At 71.8% G+C, this 25,130-nt stretch carries 24 protein-coding genes; 10 read left to right on the top strand and 14 right to left on the bottom strand.

The window, feature by feature from the left end; genetic code table 11:
* Positions 1-55: 55 nt before the first annotated feature.
* The 3 genes from N5875_RS23015 to rsmI all read right to left on the bottom strand — a co-directional run bounded on the left by N5875_RS23015 (position 56) and on the right by rsmI (position 2,471).
* Entirely contained in the window at positions 56-925 is an 870-nt protein-coding gene (locus tag N5875_RS23015) for a TatD family hydrolase (RefSeq protein ID WP_338495647.1), read from the bottom strand.
* 99 nt (positions 926-1,024) lie between these two features.
* Complete coding sequence (locus tag N5875_RS23010; RefSeq protein ID WP_318210872.1) at positions 1,025-1,444, bottom strand: hypothetical protein; 420 nt, start codon at positions 1,442-1,444, stop codon at positions 1,025-1,027.
* Positions 1,445-1,583: 139 nt separating this feature from the next.
* Positions 1,584-2,471 (bottom strand): 16S rRNA (cytidine(1402)-2'-O)-methyltransferase, encoded by an 888-nt coding sequence (rsmI, locus tag N5875_RS23005; protein WP_318210871.1) that lies wholly within the window; start codon positions 2,469-2,471, stop codon positions 1,584-1,586.
* Positions 2,472-2,523: 52 nt separating this feature from the next.
* On the opposite strand from rsmI, the gene N5875_RS23000 reads away from it, so the two are divergent.
* The 4 genes from N5875_RS23000 to N5875_RS22985 all read left to right on the top strand — a co-directional run bounded on the left by N5875_RS23000 (position 2,524) and on the right by N5875_RS22985 (position 7,439).
* On the top strand, positions 2,524-4,278 hold the full coding sequence (locus N5875_RS23000; protein WP_318210870.1) for a phospholipid carrier-dependent glycosyltransferase: 1,755 nt from the start codon (positions 2,524-2,526) through the stop codon (positions 4,276-4,278).
* 116 nt (positions 4,279-4,394) lie between these two features.
* On the top strand, positions 4,395-6,044 hold the full coding sequence (locus N5875_RS22995) for a penicillin-binding transpeptidase domain-containing protein (RefSeq protein ID WP_318210869.1): 1,650 nt from the start codon (positions 4,395-4,397) through the stop codon (positions 6,042-6,044).
* Between the two features lie 52 nt (positions 6,045-6,096).
* Positions 6,097-6,591 (top strand): YbaK/EbsC family protein, encoded by a 495-nt coding sequence (locus N5875_RS22990; RefSeq protein WP_338495645.1) that lies wholly within the window; start codon positions 6,097-6,099, stop codon positions 6,589-6,591.
* Positions 6,588-7,439 (top strand): DMT family transporter, encoded by an 852-nt coding sequence (locus N5875_RS22985; RefSeq protein WP_318210867.1) that lies wholly within the window; start codon positions 6,588-6,590, stop codon positions 7,437-7,439. The genes N5875_RS22990 and N5875_RS22985 overlap by 4 nt, the downstream gene beginning before the upstream one ends.
* A gap of 67 nt (positions 7,440-7,506) precedes the next feature.
* On the opposite strand, the gene N5875_RS22980 is transcribed toward N5875_RS22985, so the two are convergent.
* On the bottom strand, positions 7,507-7,794 hold the full coding sequence (locus tag N5875_RS22980) for a hypothetical protein (RefSeq protein WP_318210866.1): 288 nt from the start codon (positions 7,792-7,794) through the stop codon (positions 7,507-7,509).
* 405 nt (positions 7,795-8,199) lie between these two features.
* Between N5875_RS22980 and N5875_RS22975 the strand changes: the two genes are divergently transcribed.
* Positions 8,200-9,057, top strand: a complete 858-nt coding sequence (locus N5875_RS22975; protein WP_338495643.1) for a helix-turn-helix transcriptional regulator — start codon at positions 8,200-8,202, stop codon at positions 9,055-9,057.
* A gap of 12 nt (positions 9,058-9,069) precedes the next feature.
* Positions 9,070-9,360, top strand: coding sequence for a DUF397 domain-containing protein (locus N5875_RS22970; protein ID WP_338495642.1), 291 nt, complete (start codon positions 9,070-9,072; stop codon positions 9,358-9,360).
* Positions 9,361-9,398: 38 nt separating this feature from the next.
* On the opposite strand, the gene N5875_RS22965 is transcribed toward N5875_RS22970, so the two are convergent.
* Positions 9,399-10,181, bottom strand: coding sequence for an SDR family oxidoreductase (locus N5875_RS22965; protein WP_338495641.1), 783 nt, complete (start codon positions 10,179-10,181; stop codon positions 9,399-9,401).
* 207 nt (positions 10,182-10,388) lie between these two features.
* Here N5875_RS22965 and N5875_RS22960 point away from each other — a divergent pair, with 207 nt between their 5' ends.
* Both N5875_RS22960 and N5875_RS22955 read left to right on the top strand, forming a co-directional pair.
* Positions 10,389-11,126 (top strand): 2OG-Fe dioxygenase family protein, encoded by a 738-nt coding sequence (locus N5875_RS22960; RefSeq protein ID WP_338495639.1) that lies wholly within the window; start codon positions 10,389-10,391, stop codon positions 11,124-11,126.
* Between the two features lie 104 nt (positions 11,127-11,230).
* On the top strand, positions 11,231-11,848 hold the full coding sequence (locus tag N5875_RS22955; RefSeq protein WP_318210861.1) for a LysE family transporter: 618 nt from the start codon (positions 11,231-11,233) through the stop codon (positions 11,846-11,848).
* Positions 11,849-11,883: 35 nt separating this feature from the next.
* Here N5875_RS22955 and N5875_RS22950 read toward each other — a convergent pair whose 3' ends face one another.
* The 6 genes from N5875_RS22950 to N5875_RS22925 all read right to left on the bottom strand — a co-directional run bounded on the left by N5875_RS22950 (position 11,884) and on the right by N5875_RS22925 (position 17,459).
* A complete protein-coding gene (locus N5875_RS22950) occupies positions 11,884-12,381 on the bottom strand; it encodes a YbaK/EbsC family protein (protein ID WP_338495637.1) in 498 nt (165 codons plus the stop codon).
* 26 nt (positions 12,382-12,407) lie between these two features.
* Entirely contained in the window at positions 12,408-13,499 is a 1,092-nt protein-coding gene (locus N5875_RS22945; protein ID WP_318210859.1) for an ArsR family transcriptional regulator, read from the bottom strand.
* Between the two features lie 160 nt (positions 13,500-13,659).
* Positions 13,660-14,871: a serine hydrolase domain-containing protein gene (locus N5875_RS22940; protein ID WP_338495636.1), complete on the bottom strand. Its 1,212-nt coding sequence runs from the start codon at positions 14,869-14,871 to the stop codon at positions 13,660-13,662.
* Between the two features lie 56 nt (positions 14,872-14,927).
* A complete protein-coding gene (locus N5875_RS22935; RefSeq protein ID WP_318210857.1) occupies positions 14,928-15,677 on the bottom strand; it encodes an ABC transporter ATP-binding protein in 750 nt (249 codons plus the stop codon).
* Positions 15,665-16,426 (bottom strand): cobalt ECF transporter T component CbiQ, encoded by a 762-nt coding sequence (gene cbiQ, locus N5875_RS22930; RefSeq protein WP_338495634.1) that lies wholly within the window; start codon positions 16,424-16,426, stop codon positions 15,665-15,667. The genes N5875_RS22935 and cbiQ overlap by 13 nt, the downstream gene beginning before the upstream one ends.
* 1 nt (position 16,427) lies before the next feature.
* Positions 16,428-17,459, bottom strand: a complete 1,032-nt coding sequence (locus tag N5875_RS22925) for an energy-coupling factor ABC transporter permease (RefSeq protein ID WP_338495632.1) — start codon at positions 17,457-17,459, stop codon at positions 16,428-16,430.
* A 136-nt stretch (positions 17,460-17,595) separates the two neighbouring features.
* Here N5875_RS22925 and N5875_RS22920 point away from each other — a divergent pair, with 136 nt between their 5' ends.
* Positions 17,596-18,006, top strand: coding sequence for an SsgA family sporulation/cell division regulator (locus N5875_RS22920; RefSeq protein ID WP_318210855.1), 411 nt, complete (start codon positions 17,596-17,598; stop codon positions 18,004-18,006).
* A 35-nt stretch (positions 18,007-18,041) separates the two neighbouring features.
* On the opposite strand, the gene N5875_RS22915 is transcribed toward N5875_RS22920, so the two are convergent.
* Together N5875_RS22915 and N5875_RS22910 are read right to left on the bottom strand one after the other, a co-directional pair.
* Positions 18,042-20,234, bottom strand: a complete 2,193-nt coding sequence (locus tag N5875_RS22915) for an MMPL family transporter (protein ID WP_318210854.1) — start codon at positions 20,232-20,234, stop codon at positions 18,042-18,044.
* A 106-nt stretch (positions 20,235-20,340) separates the two neighbouring features.
* Positions 20,341-20,913 carry a TetR/AcrR family transcriptional regulator gene (locus tag N5875_RS22910; RefSeq protein ID WP_318210853.1) on the bottom strand — a complete coding sequence of 191 codons (573 nt, stop codon included), beginning with the start codon at positions 20,911-20,913 and terminating at the stop codon, positions 20,341-20,343.
* Positions 20,914-21,142: 229 nt separating this feature from the next.
* Between N5875_RS22910 and N5875_RS22905 the strand changes: the two genes are divergently transcribed.
* Positions 21,143-24,475 carry a S41 family peptidase gene (locus N5875_RS22905; protein ID WP_318210852.1) on the top strand — a complete coding sequence of 1,111 codons (3,333 nt, stop codon included), beginning with the start codon at positions 21,143-21,145 and terminating at the stop codon, positions 24,473-24,475.
* 120 nt (positions 24,476-24,595) lie between these two features.
* Here N5875_RS22905 and N5875_RS22900 read toward each other — a convergent pair whose 3' ends face one another.
* The gene (locus tag N5875_RS22900) at positions 24,596-25,102 is read right to left on the bottom strand and encodes a GNAT family N-acetyltransferase (RefSeq protein ID WP_318210851.1); all 507 of its coding nucleotides are present in this window, start codon (positions 25,100-25,102) and stop codon (positions 24,596-24,598) included.
* Positions 25,103-25,130: the final 28 nt, after the last annotated feature.

The following is a 25,130-nucleotide window of genomic DNA, read 5'->3' as shown; positions in this document are numbered from 1 at the left end:
CCCGGCGGTGATCACCCAGCCGAACGACTCGACCACGAAACGTAATCGTTATGGATCAGTAGTCGAAGGCGCGGGCCGTGTTCACCGCGATCGCCTCGGCCATCTCGTTCTCGTCGATGCCGCGTACCTCCGCCATCGCCCGGAGGGTGACCGGGATCAGGTACGGGGCGTTCGGCCGGCCGCGGTAGGGCGCCGGGGTGAGGAAGGGGGCGTCGGTCTCGACGAGGACGAGTTCCAGCGGGGCGACGGCGAGCGCGTCGCGCAGGTGCTGGGCGTTCTTGAAGGTGACGTTGCCGGCGAAGGACATGTAGTAGCCCTTGGCGGCGCAGATCTCGGCCATGGCGGCGTCGCCGGAGTAGCAGTGGAAGACGGTCCGCTCGGGGGCGCCCTCCTCGTCCAGGACGCGCAGCACGTCGGCGTGGGCCTCGCGGTCGTGGATGACGAGCGCCTTGCCGTGCCGCTTGGCGATCTCGATGTGGGCACGGAAGGAACGCTCCTGCGCGGCGATGCCCTCGGGGCCCGTACGGAAGAAGTCGAGGCCGGTCTCGCCGACGCCGCGGACGTACGGCAGGGCGGCGAGGCGGTCGATCTCGGCGAGCGCGTCGTCGAGGGCCGCGTCGCCGCCGCCCTCGCGCGCGCCCTGCCGGGACCATCCGTCGGGGTCGCCGAGAACGATCCGGGGTGCTTCGTTGGGGTGGAGGGCGACGGCGGCGTGGACGTGCTCGTGGGCGGCGGCGGTCTCCGCGGCCCACTGGGAGCCCTTCACGTCGCAGCCGACCTGGACGACCGTGGTCACCCCGACGGCGGCGGCCTTGACCAGCGCCTCCTCGACGGTCCCGGACTGGAGGTCCAGATGGGTGTGCGAGTCCGCGACCTCCACGAGGAGGGGTTCGGGCAGCGGCGGCGGGGCGTCCTTGGCACTCATGCCCCCGATCGTACGAGGGTCATGAGTGCCGGCGCGCGGGGATATGCCGGGCCCGGAGCGGGTTCGGCCCCGGGCCCGGGGCGGGGTCGCTGCGGGGGGCTACTGGCGGCGCCTGAAGGGGTGCAGGAGGTCGGAAAGGTGCCAGTGGTGCGGCACCGGGGGCTGCTCGGAGCCGTCCTCGGTCAGCTCCTGACCGATGGGACCGGCCATCGAGACGGGCTTGGTGGCCCGCGCCCCCTGCTGGTGCTTCTCCGTCGCGGCGATCAGGTCGAGCACCGACGACACCTGCCCCGCGCGCATGATGCGGACGACATGGCCGCCGCAGTTCATGCAGGTGGGGCTGGACAGCGGGGACGGGACCCGCTCCCCGTCGGCCTTGTAGACGACGAATTCGTGGCCGGCGGCGTCGACGTGGTGCTCGATGTCGTACGCCTGCTCCCAGCCGTATCCACAACGCATGCAGGCGAAGGCGTACGCCTCATGGGCGACGGATATGCCGGTGCCGGTGATCTCGGTCATGCCAGCTCCTCTCCACTGATCCAGTGGACGCCTTTTCGGGCCGGAGCGCATCAGCGCGGGTCGAACCATGGAAGGCTTTTGGCTCTTCCCTTGCCAAGCGCCCTGCGAAGAGTCCCGGCGCCGGGTTCGGCTTTGCCTTTCAGATTAGTCCTTTACCGTTTCCAGGGCCTTGTCCAGCCGCGTTCTTTGCCGCCACGACGGCATCGAACACCTCCCGCTTGGGAAGCCCCGCGTCGGCGGCGACCGCGGCGATCGCCTCCTTGCGCCGCTCGCCCGCCTCCTCGCGCACCCGCACCCTGCGGACCAGCTCCTCGGCGTCGAGTTCGGCCGGTCCCGTCTCGGGGGCGCCCTCGACGACGACGGTGATCTCGCCCCGTACGCCCTCGGCCGCCCAGGCGGCGAGCTCGGCCAGCGGGCCGCGCTTGACCTCCTCGTACGTCTTGGTCAGCTCGCGGCAGACGGCGGCGCGGCGCTCGGCGCCGAAGACCTCGGCCATCGCGGCGAGGGTGTCGTCGAGCCGGTGCGGGGCCTCGAAGTAGACGAGGGTGCGGCGCTCGTCGGCGACCTCACGGAGCCGGCCGAGGCGCTCGCCCGCCTTCCTGGGCAGGAAGCCCTCGAAGCAGAAGCGGTCCACGGGCAGGCCGGAGAGGGCGAGCGCGGTGAGGACGGCGGACGGGCCGGGGACGGCCGTCACCTTGATGTCCTGCTCGACGGCGGCGGCGACGAGCCGGTAGCCGGGGTCCGACACGGACGGCATGCCCGCATCGGTGACGAGCAGCACACGGGCGCCGCCGACCAGGGCTTCGACCAGCTCCGGCGTACGGGCGGACTCGTTGCCCTCGAAGTAGGAGACGACACGGCCCGTGGTGTGGATGCCCAGGGCGCGGGTCAGCCCGCGCAGCCTCCGGGTGTCCTCGGCGGCCACGATGTCCGCGTTCTCCAGTTCGGTGGCGAGTCGGGGCGGAGCGTCCGCGATGTCACCGATGGGGGTCCCTGCGAGTACCAGCGTTCCTGTCACACGGCCCATCCTCCCAGCCCGGAGAGGCGACGCGCACAGGCGCGTTCCCTACGATGGCGCGGTGACCAGTACCGCACCCGAGGCCCTGGAGGGCCAGCACCCCATGGCAGAGCCCGTGGCAGAGCCCTCTTCGTGGCAAAAGCGGCTTCGGCGTTTCGGCTACGCGCCGCCCGCCGGCAGCGCCGCCCCCATCGGGCTGCGGGAGCGGCTCGTCCCCTCGTACGTCCGCCCGTCCCCGCGCGTGATGTCGCTCCTCGGCATCGGCCCCGACCGGTCCGAGCGGCTGTGGCGGCTGCTGGCCTGGGGCGGTCCGCTCCTGGTCACGGCGGTCGCGGGGCTGCTGAGGTTCTGGAACCTGGGCAAGCCGAACGCGGTGATATTCGACGAGACGTACTACGCCAAGGACTCCTGGGCCCTGATCAACCAGGGGTACGAGGGGGCGTGGCCGAAGGACATCGACAAGACGGTCCTCAGCGACCCCGGCGCGGTCCTCGTGCCGACCGACCCCGGCTATGTCGTCCATCCCCCGATGGGCAAGTGGGTCATCGGCGTCGGCGAGAAGCTGATCGGCTTCGAGCCGTTCGGCTGGCGCTTCATGGTGGCGCTGCTCGGCACGCTGTCGGTCCTGATGCTGTGCCGGATCGGCCGCCGCCTCTTCCGTTCCACGTTCCTGGGCTGTCTGGCGGGTCTGCTGCTCGCCGTCGACGGACTGCACTTCGTGATGAGCCGCACGGCGCTCCTCGACCAGGTGCTGATGTTCTTCGTCCTGGCGTCCTTCGGCTGTCTCGTCCTGGACCGCGACCGGACCAGGAAGCGGCTCGCGGGCGCGCTCCCGGAGGACGAGGAGGGCGTGCTGCGGCCGGACGCGGAGATCGCGGAGACGCTGCGGCTGGGGTGGCGGCCGTGGCGGATCGCGGCCGGTGTGATGCTGGGCCTCGCGGCGGCGACCAAGTGGAACGGTCTGTACGTCATGGTGGGCTTCGGGCTGATGACGGTGCTGTGGGACGTCGGCGGGCGCCGGACGGCCGGCGCGGTCCGCCCGTACCTCGCGGTGATCAAGAAGGACCTGGTCCCGGCGTTCGTGTCGGTGGTGCCGGTCGCGATCGTCACCTACCTGGTGACGTGGACCGGCTGGATCGTCAGCGACAAGGGCTACTTCCGGAGCTGGGCCGCCGACCAGGACAAGCTGGACGGCGGCGGGTTCTGGGGCTGGCTTCCGCAGTGGCTGCGCAGCCTGTGGCACTACGAGTCCGAGGTGTACAGCTTCCACGTGGGCCTCACCTCGCCCCACACGTACGAGTCGAACCCGTGGTCCTGGATCGTCCTCGGCCGCCCGGTCTCCTACTTCTACGAGTCGCCCGCGCCCGGCACCGGCGGCTGCCCGGCCTCGGCGAAGGAGAAGTGCGCGGCGGAGGTCCTGGCCCTCGGCACCCCGCTCCTGTGGTGGGCCGCCTGCTTCGCGATCCTGTACATCCTGTGGCGCTGGGCCTTCCGCCGCGACTGGCGCGCGGGCGCGATCGCCTGCGGCATCGCGGCCGGCTGGGTCCCCTGGTTCCTCTACCAGGAACGCACCATCTTCCTTTTCTACGCGGTGGTCTTCGTCCCGTTCCTGTGTCTGGCGGTGGCGATGATGCTGGGCGCGATCATCGGGCCCGCAGGCTCCTCGGAAAGGCGCCGCACATTCGGCGCGGTGGCGGCCGGCTGCATCGTGCTTCTCATCGTGTGGAATTTCATCTATTTCTGGCCGATCTACACGGGTACGCCGATTCCCCTCGACCAATGGCGAAACCGGATGTGGCTCGACACCTGGGTGTGACGGCGGGTGCGACGCCCTCGTGACATGTGGTGTGACAGAGAAGCCATAAGTTGCTCGACACACGCATGTGACGGCTGCTTCACTCGTGGGTCCACCTGGGGAGGGGAACCGCAGTCATGCGCAGTGGGGCCAAGGTCGCGATAGTCGGAAGCGTGTTCGTCGTCGTGGCGGGCGGGGTCGGATACGGGGGCTACAACCTCTGGAACGGCGTGATGGGCGGCGAGAAGTCGCCGGAGTCCAGAACCGCCGCCGCGCCGAGAACCGGGCCCGTCACGGGCGACGAGATCACCACCACCGCTCGGGACTTCCTGGCCGCCTGGGCCGCCGGGGAGCCGGAGAAGGCCGGGCAGCTGACGAACGACCCGGTGACGGCCGGCCCGGCCGTGGCGGCCTACCGGGAGGGCGCGAGCGTCTCGAAGGCCGAGATCACACCGGGGACGCCCGTCGGGGCGACGGTCCCCTTCACCGTGAAGGCCACGATCACGTACGAGGGCGTGTCGAAGCCCTGGTCGTACGCCTCCGAACTCACCGTCGTCCGGGGGCAGACCACCGGTCGGCCGCTGGTGAAGTGGGCGCCGTCCGTGCTTCACCCGAAGCTGCGCACCGCCGAAGCCACCCTGCGCACGGGCGTCGCGAAGACGGCCTCCGTAAAGGCCGTCGACCGGAACGGCAAGGAGCTGACGGCGGAGAAGTACCCCTCCCTCGCGCCGGTCCTCGACGAGCTGCGCAAGCGGTACGGCTCCGAGGTCGGCGGCTCCACCGGCGTCGAGACCTGGATCGACTCGGGCAGCGAGGCGGTCGCCGACACCACCCTCCTCGTCCTGTCGAAGGGGAAGCCGGGGACGCTGAAGACCACGATCGACGCGGGCGTGCAGGCGGCCGCCGAGAAGGCGGTGAAGGCGTACGGCTCGGCTTCGGTGGTCGCGATCCAGCCGACGACGGGTGCCGTACGGGCGGTCGCCAACAGCCCGGCGGGCGGCTTCAACGCGGCGTTCGAGGGCCAGAAGATGCCCGGTTCCACGATGAAGATCGTCACGGCGGCCCTGCTCCTGGAGAAGGGCCTGGTCAAGGCGGACCAGGCCGCCGAGTGCCCGCAGAGTGCCATGTACTACGGCCGGACCATCAGGAACCTGAAGGACTTCTCGCTCAACGGCGCGACCTTCGGTGAGAGCTTCGCCCGCTCCTGCAACACCGCCTTCATCAAGAAGATCGACGACGTGGAGAAGACCGAGGGCGACGACTTCGGTCTGGCCCGGGAGGCCAAGGAGGTCTTCGGCATCGGCCTCGAATGGAAGACCGGCATCAGGTCGGTCGACGGCTCCGTCCCCGAGGCGACGGGCGCCGGGGCGGCCGAGCAGTACATCGGCCAGGGCACGATACAGATGAACCCGCTGAACATCGCCTCGATCACCGCGACGGCGAAGGACGGACGGTTCCGGCAGCCGTACCTGGTCGCGGCGGACCTGGACGACCGGCCCTTCGCCCAGGCCGAGCGGCAGCTGCCGGCGTCGGCGGCCCGGCAGCTGCGCGACATGATGCGCACCACGGCCACGGCGAGCTACGGCACGGCGGTCGGCCCGATGGCCTCGGTGCGCGGCGACAAGGGTGCCAAGACCGGTTCGGCGGAGGTCGACGGCCAGAAGACGTCGGACAGCTGGTTCACGGCGTTCGCGGACGACCTCGCGGCGGCGGCCCTCGTCGAGGAGGCCGGCCACGGCAGCGACGCGGCCGGCCCGATCGTGGCGCAGGTGCTGAACGCGGACTGAGGGTCCGTAACCGGGTCGCGTGGCCCGTACACCCACCGCTAGCGTGCGGGCCATGACGACTGACGAGACCGCCTCCCACGCCCACCCCCGATTCGCCGCCGCACTCGATGAATTGGGCCTCGACGTCGAGATCCGCCGCTTCCCGGACGAGACCCGCACGGCCCAGCAGGCCGCCGACGCCATCGGCTGCCAGGTGTCGGAGATCGCGAAGTCGCTGATCTTCGCCGCCGACGGGGTGCCGGTCCTCGTGCTGATGGACGGCGCCTCGCGGGTGGACGTCGAGCGGGTACGGGTGGAGCTGGGCGCCGAGAGGGTGACCCGGGCGGACGCGAAGGTGGTCCGGGAGACGACGGGGTACGCGATCGGCGGCGTCCCGCCGTTCGGCCACATCACGCCGACACGGGTCCTCGCCGACCGGGGCCTCCTCGACCACGCGCTGGTGTGGGCGGCGGCGGGCACCCCGCACACGGTGTTCGCGCTCGACCCGAAGTCGCTGGTGGCACACGCCGGCGGGACCCTGGTGGACGTCCGCGAGCCCTCGGCGTGACCCCGCTCGTCACCCTGGCCGTCCTGGTCGCCGCCGTCACGCACGCGAGCTGGAACGCGCTGGCGCACCACATCAGGGACCAGCTGCTCTCGTTCACGCTGATATCCGGCGGCGGCGCCCTCATCGGCCTGGTGATGGCCCTCTTCGTGCCGTTGCCTGCGGCGGGGGCGTGGCCGTACCTGGTGGCGTCGGCGCTGCTGCACGTGGGCTACATGGTGCTGCTCATGCGCTCGTTCTCGCTGGGCGACTTCGGGCAGATGTACCCGATCGCGCGCGGTACGGCCCCGCTGGCCGTGACGGCGCTCGCGGCGGTGTTCGTGGACGAGATACCGGACGGCCGGCAGCTGCTGGGGGTCGCGGTGGCGTGCGCGGGCCTGACGGGCCTGGCGCTGTGGGGCATCCGGGGCGAGGGGGCGCGCCCCCACTGGCCTGCGCTGCTCGCGGCGGGCGCGACGGGCCTGTCGATCGCCCTGTACACGGTGGTGGACGGTGTCGGCGTCCGCGCCTCGGGCACGCCGCTGGGCTACATCGCGTGGCTGATGGTCCTGGAGGGCCTGGCGATCCCGGCGTACGCCCTCTGGACCCGCCGGGCGGCCCTGCTCCCCCAGCTCCGCCCGTACGCGGGGCGGGGCCTGCTGGGCGCGGCGCTGTCGGTGACCGCGTACGGCCTGGTGCTCTGGGCCCAGACGAAGGCGCCGCTGGCACCGGTCGCGGCGCTGCGCGAGTCCTCGATCATCGTCGGCGCGGCCATCGGGGCCCTCTTCTTCAAGGAACGCTTCGGCGGCCCGAGGATCGCGGCGGCGGGCCTGATGGTGGCCGGGATCGGGCTGATGCTGCACGCCGGGTGAGACGGGGCGGGCGGGTTACGGGTGGGTGGGGGGCGACGGGCGGGGGCGGGCGACGGGCGGGGCGATGTCAGCCACCGACGCCGGCGCCCACGCCCGCACCCGCGCCGGGGGCCGGGCCGTCCCAGGACGCGCGGAAGAAGTCCGTACGGATGCGGCGGAAGCCGGTGTGGCCGGTGGCCTGGGCGTGGGAGAGACACCAGACGGCGGGCCCTCGTCCGTCGTCCGCCGCGCCGGAGCCGTCGAGGCAGGTGGTGCACTCGGCCTCGGTGATGGTCCCGCTGCCCGTCCGGTCGGGACGTAACGCCCAGAGCCTGGGCCGCCGCGCGGTCCGGTGGTACGCCCCCGCAGCGCTCACCTCGACCCACCGCCCACGGCGGGCAGGGCCGGTACGGCCGGCCGGGCCTGTGCGACCCGCAGAGCCGGTGCGGCCGGGCGGTGCCCCGGCGGGGGCGGTAACGGCCGGGGGACCGGGCCGGCAAGGCGGACGCCAGGGTTGCTCACGTCGACGCTCCTTCGAAGCGGTGGCCACGCCCCGGCCCGTTCGCGCGGTGGCGGGGGGCTTGCTGTTTCTCGTACGGACCAGCAAGATCAACTCACCGTTACGGTCGAGGTACGGCACGTGATCGCCGTCACAGCATGCCCACGCGCATCGGAGGAATGCAAGGCTTGCGAACTCCCCCTCGGCGTTCCGCGAGTTGAGCGCCGGCGCGGTGACCGCGCACACTCGCGGGTACCCGCCCGGCAGAGAAGGGACCGCATCATGCCGGCCAAGCGACCGCACCCGCCGACCGTCCAACTCCGGCGTCTCGCTGCGGAGTTGAGGAAGCTGCGCGCCGAGGCCGGGCTCACGCGCGAGGACGTCACGGAGCGGACCGGGATCAACGAGGCGACGCTCTACCGGATCGAGAGATCCCGGGCCCGACCCCAAAGGCGCACACTCGTCGGCCTGTTGGACACCTATCAGGCCGACGAGGCCCGGCGCACCGACCTGCTGGCCCTGCGGAGCGGGTCGAACGCTCAGGGCTGGCGGCAGCCGTACCACGCGGAACTGCCCGAGGAGTACACCGCGTACATCGGCTTCGAGGCCGAGGCACGGACGGTCCGCAACTACGAGTCGCTGTTCGTTCCCGGGCTCGCCCAGACGGAGCAGTACGCCACGGAGGTCGTCCGGGGTGTCCTCCCGGTGGCCAGCCGGAAGGAGGTCGCGCAGCGCGTCCAGGCGCGCATGGAGCGCCAGGCCGTCCTCACCGGGGAACACCCGCTGCACCTCCGGGCGATCGTGGACGAGGCGGCCCTGCGGCGGGCGGTCGGGGGTCGTGACGTCATGCGCGGCCAGGCACGGCATCTGCTCGAACTGATGGCGGAGCCGCATGTCACGTTCCAGGTGATCCCCTTCGAGCGGGGTGCGCACGCCGGTATGACCGGCAGCTTCGTCCACATGGACTTCCCCGACGCGGACGATCCCGAACTGGTCTATCTGGACACGCCGGCCGGCGATCTGTTCCTCGAGTCGGAGCCGGAGGTCCGGCGCTACAAGTCGTTGTTCGAGCACCTCCAGGCGGTGGCCCTCGGGCCGGACGACAGCGCCGGGCTGCTGGCCAGGGTTGCGGAAGAGTAGGACCGAGAGAGGGTGTTCGCAGTGCAGCACGACCAGCGCGACCAACACGACCAGCTAGACCAACCCGACCAGCACGACCCGGCCGAGCCGGTGTGGCGAAGCAGCAGCTACAGCAGCGGGAACGGCCAATGTGTGGAGGTCATGGACGACCCCCACGGCACTGTCCCCGTCCCCGTCCCCGTCCGCATCCGCATCCGCATCCGCATCCGCGACAGCAAGACGGCCCCCGCCGGCCCCCGCCTCGCCTTCGGGGACGGGGCCTGGACATCGTTCGTGGACGCGGTCAGAACCGAGCGGCTGTAGCGGGGTCCGCCCCCTCGGCCCCTCGCCCCCTCGCTCCCTCAGTCCCCCAGCACCTCCGCGAAGTGGGTGTTGACCGCCAGCAGGCCGCCGTCCACCCGCAGGACCGTGCCCGTGATCCAGGACGCGTCCGCCGAGGCCAGGAAGGCGACCGCCGCCGCCACGTCCTCCGGGGTGCCCACCCGCGACAGGGGGTAGACCCGGTCGGCCAGGGTCCTCAGCTCGCGGTCCTTGCCCGACCACGCCGTCGTCGCGATCGTTCCGGGGTTGATCTGGTTCACCCGCACCCCGCGCCCCGCCGCGTCGCCCGCGAGCGTGCGGGTCAGCGACGCCAGGCCCGCCTTCGCCGCGCTGTAGGCGTGGTTGCCGAAGTCCGTCTCGGCGTTGACCGATCCGATGTTCACGATCGCCCCGCGCCCGCCGGCCGCCGCCAGATGCGGCAGTGCCGCCCGGGAGCAGCGGACCGCGCCCATGAAGGTGACGTCGTGCTGGACGGTGAACACCGCGTCCGGCTCGTCCTCGAAGCGGTCCCGGTCGGGCGCCACCGGGCCGAGGGCGTTGTTGACCAGGACGTCCAGGCCGCCGAAGACCTCCACCGCGTACGCCGTCGCCTCGTCCACCGAGGTCTGGTCGCCCACGTCGCAGTGCCGGTACTCCGCTCCCGGAATCCCCGCCGCCGTCTTCCGCGCCGCCGCCTCGTCCACGTCCGTGACCAGGACCCTCGCCCCCTCCGCCGCGAGCCGTCGCGCCGTCGCCGCGCCGATGCCGCGCGCCGCGCCGGTGATCAGTACCGCGTATCCGTCGAAGCGTTCCGTGAGGTCCATACATCCGATCTCAGCACCCGGGGCCGGGCCGCGCCAGCCCTCCGTAACATGCCGTTCATCAATTCCCCCCGCCTGTATACGCGAAGAAAGCGCGGCTACGGCAATTCGGCCAGAGCCGAAAGACTTTGACACACCCCAGGCGCTAATACCACGATCTACTTCGCCGCCGACCAGGCTTTCGACCACGCTTTCATCAGGGGGAAAACCATGTCCACGTATCAGTCGGGTGTCGAAGAAATCGCCGAGTCCCTTTCCTCCCGGAGCTACGACCTGATATCCGGCGAGAAGGTGAAGAATCTTCTCCGCCGGCGGTCCGAGACCGCCGTCGACGACCTGGAGGCGTTCCGCGAGAGCTGGTCGCGGATGCCGCTCGACAGCTACATGGCGGACGGCGGACGCTACCGCCGCCGTCGGCACGCCACCCTGAGCGCGCCCCGCGCGAGCGCCGACTACCGCGTCGAGGCGCACCAGCCGCACTACCAGGGGCTCGACTACAACACCCTCAACGGCGGTGTGGCCCGGCACTACGAGCCGTTCGAGGAGCAGATCCTGCGCGGCCGCACCATGGACAGCCTGCTCACCCTCGGCTGCGACATATTCGGTCGCCTCGCCCCGTACTCGGGCTGGCACATCGAGGCCCACCAGTTCCGCATCGAGGTCAACGGCGAGGAGGTGGGCCTGCCCACGCCGGAGGGCGTGCACCGCGACGGTGTCACGTTCGTCCTGATGGCGATGGTCGGCCGCTCCAACGCCACCGGCGGCGAGAGCACCGTCTTCAACCTGGACAAGCAGCCGGTCGAGAAGTTCTCCCTGGCCGACCCGCTCGACGTGGCCCTCGTCAACGACGAGCGCGTCTACCACGGCGTCTCGCCGATCGAGCAGATCGACCCCGCCGCCCCGGCCTCGCGCGACGTGCTGGTCATCACCTACCGTCACAAGCCCTGATGTCAGGTGCGGGTGGGAGGGGACGGGGTCCGCGAGGACGCGAACCCTCCCACCCGCTCACCCCTTGAGTGAGTACGTGAGCGAGAAGGCGGGAAGTCGGGAACATGGGTCAGCTCATCGCCGTGGCGGTCATCACCATTCTGGCTGTGATCAGCCCCGGCGCGGATTTCGCGATGACCGTCCGCAACAGTTATCTGTACGGAAGGACCGCCGGCGTTCTCGCGGCCGTCGGAATTGCACTAGGCGTTCTCGTCCACGTCACGTACACGATGCTGGGCGTGGGACTTCTGGTCTCCCGGACCCCGATGCTTTTCACGGCGATGAAACTCGTCGGCGCCGCGTATCTGGTGTACATCGGCTACAAGACGTTCGTCACCAAGGCCCAGGTGGACATCGACCTTTCGGAGGACGGCGGCCTTTCGAAGGCCGGCGCGCTGCGCACCGGCTTTCTCACGAACGCGCTCAACCCCAAGACGATGCTGTTCGTGCTGAGCACGTACACCCAGGTCGTCAGCGCCGACACCCCCGTCTTCCAGCAGGTCGGCTACGGGCTCTTCATGTCCTTCGCCCACCTGGTCTGGTTCGCCCTCGCCGCGGTCCTCTTCTCCAACCAGGCCCTGCGGTCCCGGCTGTTGCAGCGGCAGACCGTGCTCAACAAGGTCATCGGGGCCGTCCTGGTCGGCCTGGGAATGCTGCTCGCGCTGACACCCTCCATGGCCTGACCCGCCCGGTCCCGCCCGGTCCCGCCCGGTGGTGGTCAGTCCGTCGAGACCCGCTCCACGCGCGGCTCCGCGATCGCCTTGTAGTCCTCCGACGACAGGGCGATCGAGCGGTCGAGCCGCGCGGCGTTGAAGTAGAACTCCTGGTGCGTCAGCAGGTCGGGGTCCACGAGCAGTTCGAGTCGCTCGTCGAAGGCGAACGGCAGGATCGTGCCGCTCGGCGACCCCGCGAGGTCCTCCGCGATCTCCGGGGACGCGAAGGAGACGTACGTGCCGCCGTACAGCGCCTTCACCGCGTTCAGGTCGATCCGCCGGTCACCGGGGACGACGACCAGCGCGAAGCGCTTCTCCTTCTTGCCGATCTTCACCATGGCGATGATGCACTTGGCCGCCTCGGCGACCGTGTGTCCCCGCAGTGCGCTGACCGCCTCGGTGGCTCCCTCGGGGGCGTGCTCGATCACCCGGTAGGCGGCACCACGCTCGTCCAGCAGGGCGAGCAGCTTCTCGTAGGTCTCGTTTCCGGCGTCGGCGGTCATGGGGTTCCTCCTTGTTGCGGGGTGTTTCAAGTGGTTTCGTACGACGGCGCGTTGACCCTACGCCTGTTGTCCAGGTGCCTGAGCAGCGCGACACCCGAGGCGTCCAGCTCGTACAGCACCCGTACGCCCGCCCGGCGCCGCCGCACCACGCCCGCGGCCACCAGGGAGGTGAGGTGTTCGGAGACGGTGCTCGGCGCGAGTCCGAGCGTCACCGCCAGGTCCGAGGTGGTGGTCGGGGCGACGAGACCGCGGACGACGCCGGCCCGGCTGCGGCCGAGCAGGATCTCCAGCCGGTCGCCGCGGGCGGGTTCGTCGGCCCCCTCGTCGGCCCGCCTGCCCGCCCGTCGTCCGGGCCGGATCTCGCAGGCCAGGACGGCGGCCCCCTCGGCCTGGTACGACACGGCCGTCACCCCGTTCGGGGCGAAGCCCAGGAGGGACGCCCCCCGGCCGAACACCAGGGGTACGAGGACGATGCGGGAGACGTCGGTCTTCGCCGCGATCCTGCCCGGCGGTCCGGCGTGCAGCCGCAGGACGTCGCCGCGCCGCGAGATGGCCCCGTTCAGGGTGCCGAGGAGGCGGTCCGGGCCCTGGGTGGCGAGCACGCGGGCGCGGAGCAGGATGTCGTCGTCCGTGACGGTCCGCAGGGACGCCTCGTACGGGGCGAGGGCGGCGCGTACGTAGCGCGGGAGGAAGGCGCACAGGTCGGCGATCCGCGCCGCGGGATCCGCGTACAGCGGGCGCACCTCGGCGGGGACGCCCTGCGGGAACCACCGCTCCAGCTCCTCGCGCACCCGGGCCGGGTCGACCTCGCGGAGTGACGCGATCTCGTCCGCCAGGTCCGGCTGCCGGGCCGAGGACGGGACGGGGAGGAGGAACGACGGCAGGGTGCCGCCGCCGGCCCGGAAGAGGTGGACGAGCCATCCCGGCAGGGTCACGTCGGCCCGTAACAGCGAACGGCGGGCCGCCCGGCCCCAGTTGGTGTACGGCCAGGGTACGAGCCCCCGGTAGGCCGACAGCAGCCCGATGCTGCCGAACGTCTCCCACAGCCGGCTGTCGGCGATGCGAAGGGATCCGGCGTGGGTCCCGTGTTCGGACGTCGTCAGCGAAATCTCGATCACATGCGCCCCCGTGCGCCTGGTCCACCGGACGGTGGAGCGGGCACACGCTAGCGCCCGGGCGATCGCCGATCCGCGCCCCGGAAGCGCAGAATGTCAGGTCGTGCGCGGAGGAATGTCAGGTCGGGGAGTCCGCCGGCCTCGCGGTCGCCGAAGGAGCGGTTCACACCGCCCCGTTCACCACCGCCCCGACCGCCCTCACCAGCGACTGCGCGCGCGGATCCGCCGTCACCGTCTTGCGCATGCCGTTCGTCACGTACCCGAAGGCGATGCCGGCGTCGGGGTCGGCGAAGCCGAGCGAGCCGCCGCGCCCCGGGTGGCCGTACGAGGACGGGCCGAGGAGCGGGGACGCCGGGCCGTGCAGCATGTGGCCGAGGCCGAAGCGGGTGCCGACGAGCAGCACCTTGTCCGCGCCCGCCGACTCCTCGGTCCGGGCGAGCGTGACGGTGTCGGGGGTGAAGAGGCGCCCGGCGCCGTCCACGGGGCCGAGGGTGGCCGCGTAGAAGCGGGAGAGGGCGCGGGCCGTCGCCACCCCGGCGGAGCCGGGCAGTTCGGCGGCCCGGTAGACCGGGTCGTTCTCGTCGGGCTTGGGGTCGATGACCCCGAAGGCGCGCCGGGTCAGCGAGTTCGGGTCCTGGTACGCCTCGGTGACGGAGCGCTTGGGGCGGAGCTTGAGGGCGCCGCTGCCGGGCGGTTCGATCTCCTCGACGGGGCCGAGGCGGCCGACCCGGTGGGCCTCCGCGTCGGGGAGCCCGATCCACAGGTCGAGTCCGAGGGGGTCGGTGATCTCCTCGGCGACCCAGCGGCCGATGGTGCGGCCGGTGACCCGGTGGACCAGGCCGGAGAGCAGCCAGCTGAAGGTGTGGGCGTGGTAGCCGTGGGCCGTGCCGGGCTCCCAGACGGGGGCCTGGGCGGATATCGCGGCGGTCGCCGTCGGGAGGTCGACGGCCTCGGCGAGGGTGAGCGGCCGGTCCAGGACGGGGACTCCGGCCCGGTGCGCGAGGAGCTGCCGTACGGTCACGCCGTCCTTGCCCGCCGCCTTGAACTCGGGCCAGTACGCGGCGACCGGGGCGTCCAGGTCGAGCAGCCCGCGCTGGTGCAGGAGCAGGGGCACGGCCGCGGCCACGCCCTTGGTGGCCGAGCGGACGACCTGCGCGGTGTCCTCCGTCCAGGGGTCCTGCCCGTCGACGTCCTTCGTCCCCGCCCACAGGTCGACGACCTTCTCGCCGTCGCGGTGGACGGCGACGGCCGCCCCGCGCTCGCCGCGCTGCTCGAAGTTGCGCAGGAACGCGTCCCTGACCGGCTCCCAGCCCGCCGCCACCGTGCCCTGGACGTCCACCTGTGCCACTCTCCCTTTCGTACGACCGGCTCCCATGGTGCAACGCGAGGGGAGAAGGCCGGATTCCGGGGTCGGGCCACCGAGCGCGACAGTCAGGCCACCGAGCTCGGCACGAAGCCGAACGGCAGCTCCAGGCGGTGCCGAGCCATCAGCTCCTCGTCGGCGAGGATGTCGCCGGTCCGCCCGTCGGCGGCGATGACGCCCTCGCTGAGGATCACCGCGCGCGGGCAGAGCTCCAGGGCGTACGGCAGGTCGTGGGTGACCATGAGGACGGTGACGTCGAGCGAGCGGAGGATGTCGGCGAGCTCACGGCGGGAGGCCGGGTCGAGGTTGGACGACGGCTCGTCGAGGACGAGGATCTCCGGCTCCATGGCGAGGACGGTCGCGACGGCGACCCGGCGGCGCTGCCCGAACGACAGATGGTGCGGCGGCCGGTCCGCGTACTCCGCCATCCCGACCTGGTCGAGGGCCTTCCGTACGACGGCCTCCAGCGCGGCGCCACGGAGGCCCGCCGCCGCCGGGCCGAAGGCCACGTCCTCCCGCACGGTCGGCATGAACAGCTGGTCGTCGGGGTCCTGGAAGACGATGCCGACCTTGCGCCGGATCTCGGCGAGGTGCTTCCTGCCGACGGGCAGCCCGGCGACGGTGACCGTGCCCGCGCCGCCCGTGAGGATGCCGTTGAGGTGGAGGACCAGGGTGGTCTTGCCGGCGCCGTTGGGGCCGAGGAGGGCGACCCGCTCGCCGCGCCCGACGGTCAGGTCGACGCCGAAGAGGGCCTGGTGGCCGTCGGGGTAGGCGTACGCGAGGCCGCGCACTTCCAGCGAAGGGTTCATAGCGTCCATCCGAGGAGGCAGATCAGGAGTGCGGTGAGCGGCAGCGCGGCGGCGTACGTCCACTGGGCGCGGGTCGCGGTCACCTCGTCGATGACCGGCATCGTGCCCGTGTAGCCACGGCTGACCATGGCGAGGTGGACCCGCTCCCCGCGCTCGTACGAGCGGATGAAGAGCGCGCCGGCCGATTTGGCGAGGACGCCCCAGTGGCGGACGCCCCGCGCCTCGAAGCCGCGCGAGCGGCGGGCGACGGACATCCGGCGCATCTCGTCGGTGATCACGTCGCCGTACCGGATCATGAACGAGGCGATCTGGACGAGCAGCGGGGGCAGCTTCAGCCGCTGGAGGCCGAGGAGAAGCTCGCGCAGTTCGGTGGTGGAGGCGAGGAGGACGGAGGTGGCGACGCCGAGGGTGCCCTTGGCGAGGACGTTCCAGGCGCCCCACAGGCCGGGGACGCTGAGCGACACCCCGAGGACGGTCGTCTGCTCGCCGGGGACGACGAAGGGCATGAGCAGCGCGAACGCGACGAAGGGCACCTCGATGAGCAGCCGCTTCAGCAGGAAGCCGGCCGGGACGCGGGCCGTCGCCGCCACGACCGCGAGGAGCACGGCGTAGAGGGCGAAGGCCCAGACGGCCTCGCGGGGCGTCGAGACGACGACCACGACGAAGCCGAGGACCGCGGCCAGCTTGGTGTGCGGGGGCAGCTCGTGGACCGGCGAGTGCGCGTGCCGGTAGAGCTTGTGTACGTGCCCCGCTCCCATGTCAGCCCTCCAGGGCGGCGGACCTGCGGCGGCGGACGACCCAGAAGGCTCCGGTGCCGACGGCGAGGGTCGCGCCCACGCCGATGGTGCCGGCCAGGCCGCCGGAGAGCCGGGCGGTCTCGATGCCCTTGACGCCGTAGTCGGCGAGCGGGGAGTCGGCGGCGGCGTGGTCCTCGACCTTGGCGTCGAAGCCCTTGTCGGCGGCGACCTTCTCCAGGCCGTCGGGGCTGGCGGAGGCGTAGAAGGAGACGAAGCCGGCGAGGACGAGGGCGGTGACGAGACCGCCGATCCACAGCTTCTTCGGCGACCCGGCGGGGGCGGCGGCGGGCGCGGCGGCGGGCGCCGCGTCGACCAGCTCGCCGCCGACGCGGAGCTTGAGCGGGGCGGTCAGGCCGCGGGCGCCGTAGACCAGGTCGGGGCGGACGGCGATGACCGCGCCGACGGTCAGCATGGTGATGACGGCCTCGCCGATGCCGATGAGGGTGTGCACGCCGACCATGGCCGTGAGGACCTTGCCCACCGGTACGGCGGTGGTGCCGCCGATCGCGTAGAGCAGGGTGAAGGCGGCGGCCGACGCCGGTACGGAGACGAGCGCGGCGACGAAGGAGGCCGCGGTCACCGAGGCGCGGGTGCGGGGCAGCAGCAGGACGAGGCCGCGGAAGAGCGCGTACGCGACGACGACCGTGACGACACCCATGACCGTGATGTTCACGCCGAGCGCGGTGATGCCGCCGTCGGCGAAGAGGATGCCCTGCATGAGCAGGACGACGGCTATGCACAGGACACCGGTCCACGGCCCGACGAGGATCGCCGCGAGCGCACCGCCGAGGAGATGTCCGCTGGTTCCGGCGGCGACCGGGAAGTTCAGCATCTGGACGGCGAAGATGAAGGCCGCGACCAGCCCGGCGAGCGGAGCGGTGCGCTCGTCCAGTTCCCGCCGCGCCCCGCGCAGGCTCACGGCGACGGCGCCGGCGGCGACGACACCGGCGGCGACCGATACGGGGGCGTTGATGAATCCGTCAGGTACATGCACGCCCTGAATGATGAGCGCTCCTGCAAAGCACTTGCAAGAGCGCACAGGTCACAGAACAGCGGCGCATGGTTCGTGCGTACGCCGGGAAGGAGTGGGACATTAGTCGATAAGAGGACAAAACTGTGAGGAGCCCCCGATGGCCGCCGCAGACGACCGCGAAGCCGACCACGAAGCCGCCCACACAACCGACCGGGGCGCGGACCGTGCGGTCGAGGATCACGCCAGGGGACGCATCATCAGCGACGCCCCGCTCTCCCGGCCCGTCCCCGTCGATCTCCGCTACGACCCCGGCTTCTCCCCCGCGACCGTCCGCTTCGTCTTCCCCGGCGACATCGAGTGGTCCTTCCCCCGCGTCCTCCTGGAGACGGGCCTGCGCGCCCCGACCCGCCGCGGCGACATCGGCGTCTGGCCCTGCGGCCGCGTCCAGACGGTCGTCGAGCTGCACAAGGACGACGGGGTGGTGACGGTCGTCCAGTTCGACACGACGGCGCTGACCCGGTTCCTGAAACACACGTACGCCGCCGGCGCGTCGATGACGACGAGCTGACGGCGTACGTACGGGGGCCCGGCGGGCCGGTCCGGTCAGACCTTGACGAGGTCCGGCTTCGAGCCGTCCGCCTCGTCCGCGGGCGCGTCCTTGGCGAGTCCCTCGCCCTCGACGTCCACGTTCGGGAGGATCCGGTCCAGCCACTTCGGCAGCCACCAGGCCTTGTGGCCCAGGAGCGCGAGCACAGCCGGGACGATCGCCATCCGGACCACGAAGGCGTCGAAGAGGACCGCGATGGCCAGGCCGAAGCCGATCATCTTGATCATCTGGTCCGTCATGCCGATGAAGCCCGCGAAGACGCCGATCATGATCACGGCGGCGGCGGTGACCACCCGGGCGCTGTGGCGGAAGCCGCTCACGATCGCCTCGCCGGGCCGCTCCCCGTGGACGTACGCCTCACGCATCCGGGTGACGAGGAAGACCTCGTAGTCCATCGCGAGACCGAAGACGACACCCACCATGAAGATCGGCATCATCGACATGATCGGGCCGGTCTGCTCGACCCCGAAGAGGCTGCCGAGCCAGCCCCACTGGAAGACCGCCACGACCGCGCCGAGGGCCGCGACCACCGAGAGCAGGAAGCCGAGGGCCGCCTTCAGGGGGACGAGGATCGAGCGGAAGACCACGGTCAGGAGCAGGAAGGCCAGACCGACGACGAGGGCCAGGTACGGCACCAGGGCGTCGTTCATCTTCTGCGAGAAGTCGATGTTCATCGCGGTGGCGCCGGTGACGAGCACGTCGTCGCCGGTGGCGTCCCGGATGTCGTGGACGAGGCTCTCGGTGGCCTCCGAGGACGGGCGGTCCTTCGGGACCACCGTGATCATCGCGGCGTCGCCGGCCTTGTTCGGGGTCGCCGGGGTGACGGCGGCCCAGCCTTCGAGGCCCTTGATCGTGGAGACCGCCTTGTCGGCGGTCGCCTTGTCGCCGTCGACGACGACGAGCAGCGGGCCGTTGAAGCCGGGGCCGAAGCCGTCCGACAGCGTGTCGTACGCCCGGCGCTCGGTGGTGGAGGTGGGCTTGACGCCGTCGTCCGGGAGGCCCATCTCGAGGGAGGCGGCGGGCAGCGCGATCGCGCCGAGGCCGAGGACGCCGATCAGCAGCACCATCACGGGGCGACGGAGGACGAAGCGGGCCCAGCGGGTACCACCGTTGGGCTTCTCGGCCTTCTTGTCACCCGTCGAGGCGGCGACGCCGGCCTTCGCGGCCTTGCGCTGCTTGCGGCCGAGGACCTTGTCGCCGGCGAAGCCGAGCATCGCCGGGATCAGGGTGAGCGCGATCAGTACGGCGACGACGACCGTGCCGGCGGCGGCGAAGCCCATCTTCGTCAGCATCGGGATGTTGACGACGGCCAGGCCGACCAGGGCGATGACGACGGTGAGTCCGGCGAAGACGACGGCGGAGCCCGCCGTGCCGACGGCGCGGCCCGCGGCGTCCTCCTTCTCGCGGCCCTCGGCCAGCTCCGCGCGGTAGCGGGAGACGATGAAGAGGGCGTAGTCGATGCCGACCGCGAGGCCGATCATCATCGCGAGGGTGGAGGTGGTGGAGCCGAGGTCCAGGACGTTCGCGAGCGCGGTGATCGACGAGACGCCGATGCCGACGCCGATGATCGCCGTGAGCAGCGGAAGCCCCGCGGCGACGAGTGAGCCGAAGGTCATGACGAGGACGATGCCGGCGATGACGATGCCGATGATCTCGCTCGCACCCTGCTCCGGCATGGTCTGGAGGGCGTCACCGCCGACCTCGACGGTCAGCCCCTTGCCCTGGGCGTTCTGCCCGGCCTGGGTCAGGGCCTCGCGCGTCTCGTCGGTCAGCTCCATCGCGTTGACCTTGTAGGCGACGGAGACGTAGGCGGTGGAGCCGTTCTGGGAGACGGCCTGCCCGGTGTACGGGTCGGTGACCGAGACGATCTGGTCCGAGCCGGACTTCAGGGCGGCGACGGTCTCCTCGACGACGGCCTTGTGCGCCGGGTCGGTCATCTTCTGGCCCTCGGGGGCCTTGAAGACGACGCGGGCGGTGGCTCCGTCGGCGCCGGCGCCCGGGAAGCGCTCTTCGAGCAGGTCGAAGGCGCGCTGGGCCTCGGTGCCGGGGATCGAGAAGGAGCTGGAGGTCGCGACGGGCGCGGTGGCGGCGCCGATCCCGGCGACCGCCAGGAGGGCCACCCACAGGAGGGCGACGAGCCGTCGGCGCCGGAAGGCGGAACGGCCCAACTTGTACAGGAACGTGGCCACGGGGGCGTACTCCCATTTCGTGGTGGGACAGGGCATGGGGAGCCGGCCCGACGGCGTGAGCGGTTCGACGTCAGGTGGAGAAAGGGCGGAGCGGGTACTGCTGGGGTCAGACGCCGAGTGAGGGGAGCACGACGGCGTCGACGTACGCGCTGAGGAACGCGCGGTCGACCGGCTGATCGTCGATCAGCGGCCGGGCGATGAACGCACCGATCAGCATGTGGGGGATGAGCTTCAGCGCCGGGTTCCCGGCGTCGACCTCGCCCCTGCGGACCGCTCTGCGCAGCACTTCGTCGAGGCCGTTCATCTCGGGTTCGATGAGCAGCTCGCGCAGCGCCCGGTGCAGTTCGGGGTTGGTGTGGACGGCATGGGCGAGGCCCCGCATCAGCGCGGAGTCCTTCTCCATCTGACAGTCGTCGGTCCGTGTCATGAGTTCGTGGAAGTCGCCGCGCAGCGAGCCGGTGTCGATCTCGGAGAGATCGGCCGGCTTGTTGGCGCGCAGCGCCCTGGCGACCAGCTCGGGCTTGCTCCCCCACTGGCGGTAGAGGGTGGCCTTGCTGGAGTGGGTGCGGGCGGCGACGGCGTCCATGGTGAGGGCGTCGTAGCCGACCTCGCGGAGCAGGTCGAGCACCGCTCCGTACAGCTCGGACTCCCGCTCCGGGGTGAGCCTGCTGCGGGCCATCTCCGACTCCTGACCGAACGAAACGGTTTCGTACAGTACGAAGATACCCCCACCCGCAGCGAAACGAAACCGTTTCGTACGTGTCCTGGGCCACACGGGAAGCCGCATGGGAAGCGGCATGGGAAGCCGCATGGAAACCACATGGGAGCCACACGGAAGCCACAGCCGTGAAGACGCCCGCAAGCACGTACGAGTTGCCTCACCCCCTCCGCGCGGAAAGCATGGGGAGGTGAGTGACGACGTCGCGTATCTCCGTTTTCCGCACCTCCACGACGACCTGCTGTGCTTCGCCGCCGAGGACGATCTCTGGATCGCCCCGCTCGTCCCCGAGGGCCACCGCCCCGGCCGGGCCTGGCGGCTCACCGTCGACCGGACGCGGGTCGGGCACCCGCGCTTCTCACCGGACGGCCGGCAGATCGCGTACACGAACTGGCGCAGCCTCGACCCAGAGATCCATCTCGTCCCCATCGAAGGCGGGTCCGCCCGGCGGCTCACCTACTGGGGATCGACCGACACCCGCGTCTGCGGCTGGACTCCCCCCGACAAGGACGGCCGCTCCGACATCCTCGCCGTCTCCTCGCACGGGCAGCCCTTCTCGTACTTCTCCTGGGCCTACAACGTCCCCACCGACGGCTCCCCCGGCCTCCGCCTGCCCTGGGGCCCGGTCTCCGACATCTCCGTCTTCGAGAACGGCGCTCACGGAAACGCCGGGAACGGCGCCGCCGGGGGGCACGAGGGCGAGCGCCGCACCCTCCTCCTCACCGGAAAGCCCCCGCACGAGCCGGCCGCCTGGAAGCGCTACCTCGGCGGCGCCACCGGCCGCCTCTGGCTGCACGGCGAGCGGCTGCTCCCCGACATCGGCGGCCACCTCGACTGCCCGATGGCCGTCGACGGCCGGATCGCGTTCCTCTCCGACCACGAGGGCATCGGCAACCTCTACTCCTGCCTGCCCGACGGCACCGACCTGCTCCGGCACACCGACCACGACGAGTTCTACGCCCGGCACGCCTCCAGCGACGGACACCGGGTCGTCTACCAGTGCGCCGGCGACCTGTGGATCGTCGACGCCCTCACCCCCGGCTCCCGCCCCCGGAAACTGGAGGTGCGGCTCGGCGGCCAGCGCGTCGGCCGGCGCCCCTACCAGGTGCCCGCCGCCCACCACGTCGACGCCGTCTCCGTCGACGAGACCGGCCGGGCCAGCGCCGTCTCCGTGCGCGGCAGCCTCTACTGGCTGACCCACCGCGACGGCCCGGCCCGCACCATCGTCGACACCCCGGGCGTCCGGGTCAGGCTGCCCGAGATGCTGGGCAGCGGCGGCCAGGTCGCGTACGTCACCGACGCCGAGGGCGAGGACGCCGTCGAGGTCGCCTATCTGCCGCGCGCCAGCGGCGACCGGCCACCCCGCCGCCTGGCCTCGGGCGATCTCGGCCGGGTCGAGGAACTCATCGCCGACTCGGACGGCGAGCGGCTCGCCATCGCCTCCCATGACGGCCGGCTGCTCCTCCTGGACGCCACCGAGGACTCCAACGGGGAGGTCACCGAACTCATCCGCTCCGTCAACGGCCCCGTCCGCGACCTGGCCTTCTCCCCCGACGGCGACTGGCTCACCTGGTCGCACCCGGGCATCGGCCGCTCCCTGCGCTCGATCAAGATGTGCCGGATCTCCGGCCCCGGCGCCCGGACCGTCGTCGACGTCACCAACGGCCGCTTCGAGGACGAGAACCCCGTCTTCACCCGCGACGGCCGCTACCTCGCCTTCCTGTCCTGGCGGGGCTTCGACCCGGTGTACGACGTGCACACCGGCGACCTGTCCTTCCCGCTCGGCTGCCGCCCCTACCTGGTCCCCCTCTCCTCCGCGACCCCGTCCCCCTTCGCGCTGCTCCCCGACGGGCGCCCGGCGGCCGGCGGTCTGGACCCGGCCGACGACGACACGGAGACGGCCGACGGCACCGTCACCGTCGAGATCGAGGGGCTGCCCGACCGGGTCACCCCCTTCCCCGTCGCCGCCTCCAAGTACTCCGCCCTCCACCCGGTCAGCGGCGGCGGCCTGGTCTGGCTGCGCTGGCCCATCTCGGGCGCGCTCGGCGAGACCTTCGCCAACCCGACCGACACCTCGGGCAAGCCCACCCTGGAGCACTTCTCCATCACCAAGGCCCGCAAGAGCGAACTCGCCAAGGACCTCGACTGGTTCGCGGTCAGCGGCGACGGCACCCGCCTCGTCGTCGCCGACGAGGGCGAGCTGCGGGCCGTGCCCGCCACCGAGTCCGGGGACGGCGACTCCACCGTCTACCTGGACCTGCGGCGCATCCTCCACGAGATCGAACCGGGCGCCGAGTGGCGGCAGGCCTTCGACGAGGCGGGCCGGATCGTCCGCGCCTACTTCTGGGAGCCCGACATGGGCGGGGTCGACTGGACGGCCGTCCTCGACCAGTACCGGCCGCTCGTCGAACGGGTCGCCTCCCCCGACGAGTTCGCCGACCTGCTCCGCGAGGTCCTCGGCGAACTGGGCACCTCCCACGCGTACGTCACCCCCGCCCGCCGCAACGAGGGCCCCCCGCACTACCAGCGGCCGATGGGCCTCCTCGGCGCCAACCTCGTGCCCCGCGAGGCCGGCTGGACGGTGAAGCGCATCCTGCCCGGCGAGTCCTCCGACTCCAAGGCCCGCTCCCCGCTCGCCGGTACGGGCATCCGCGAGGGCGCCGTCCTCACCCATGTCGACGGCCGGCCCGTGGACCCGGTCACCGGCCCGTACCCCCTGCTCTCCGGCACCGGCGGCACCACCGTCGAACTCACCTTCACCCCCGCCGAGGGCGAGGGCCGGGCCCGCCGCGTCGCCGTCGTCCCGCTGATCGACGAGCGCCCGCTGCGCTACCAGGACTGGGTGGCCAAACGCCGGGCGGTGGTGCGGGAGGTCAGCGGCGGCCGCTGCGGCTACCTGCACATCCCCGACATGGGCGGCTCGGGCTGGGCCCAGTTCAACCGCGACCTGCGCATGGAGGTCTCCCGGCCGGCCCTCATCGTCGACGTACGGGGCAACGCCGGCGGCAACATCAGCGAGCTCGTCATAGAGAAACTCACCCGCCGGATCCTCGGCTGGGACCTCACCCGCAACGCGCAGCCCGTCTCGTACGCCTCCAACGCCCCACGCGGCCCGGTGGTCGCCCTCGCCGACGAGGCCACCTCCTCCGACGGCGACATGATCACCGCCGCGTTCAAGCTCCTCGGCCTGGGGCCCGTCGTCGGCCAGCGCACCTGGGGCGGAGTCGTCGGCATGACCGGCCGCCACCGGCTCGGCGACGGCACCCAGATCACGGTCCCGATGAACGCGGCCTGGTTCCCCGAGTACGGCTGGTCCCTGGAGAACCACGGCGTCGAACCGGATCTCGCGGTCCTGCGCACCCCCCTCGACTGGGCGGAGGGCCGGCACGCCCAGCTCGACGACGCGGTCGAGGTGGCCCTCGCGCTCCTCGCGGAGACCCCGGCGGCGAGCCCGCCGGGCTATGCGGACCTCCCCGACCGCTCACGTCCGAAGCTGCCGCCGCGAGGAACGGCCGAGGAGTAACCCCGGCCAGGACGCGTCCGGCGGATCAGGGCCGCGCACCCGGCCATGGTCCGCCGACGGGCCTACGCGGCGCACCGCCCCACGCCAGGCCGCGCACCCGGCCATGATCCGCCGACAGGCCTACGCGGCGCACCGCCCCACGCCATCGGCCAGATCCAGCTCGTACGACGTCCCCGCCCGCCCGTCGAGCGTCACGCTCCCGACCGCACCGAAGCCGACGCGCCCCAGCACGACCCTCGACCCGTCGTTGTCGAGGGTCGTGACGGCGGTCAGCCGGCTGAGCCCGTACTCCTCACGCGCCAGCCGGCACACCTCCCGCACCCCGGCCTTCGCCACGCCCCGCCCGGTCGCCCGTTCGGCCACCCGGTACCCCAGCTCGGCGGCCCCGTCGGCGACGTCGACGAGGTTGAACCGCCCGAGGATCTCGCCGCCCTCCCCCACGAGCACATGGAAGTGGCTCCCCCCGGCCTCCTGCTCGTCGAGCAGGGCCCGGTGCCGCTCCTCGAAATCGGTGAAGTACGCGTCCCCCCGGTCGGGCACGGACGCGGCGAAGTACCCCCGGTTCTCCCGCTCGAAGACGAGCAGGGCGGGCGCGTGATCGGATCGCAGTCGCTCAAGTACGGCCATGGGCGCCACCGTACGAAGATCCGGCGCC

It is taken from the genome of Streptomyces sp. SJL17-4 (assembly GCF_036826855.1).
Lineage (GTDB): Bacteria > Actinomycetota > Actinomycetes > Streptomycetales > Streptomycetaceae > Streptomyces.
This window is presented reverse-complemented; position numbering and strand designations above follow the sequence as displayed.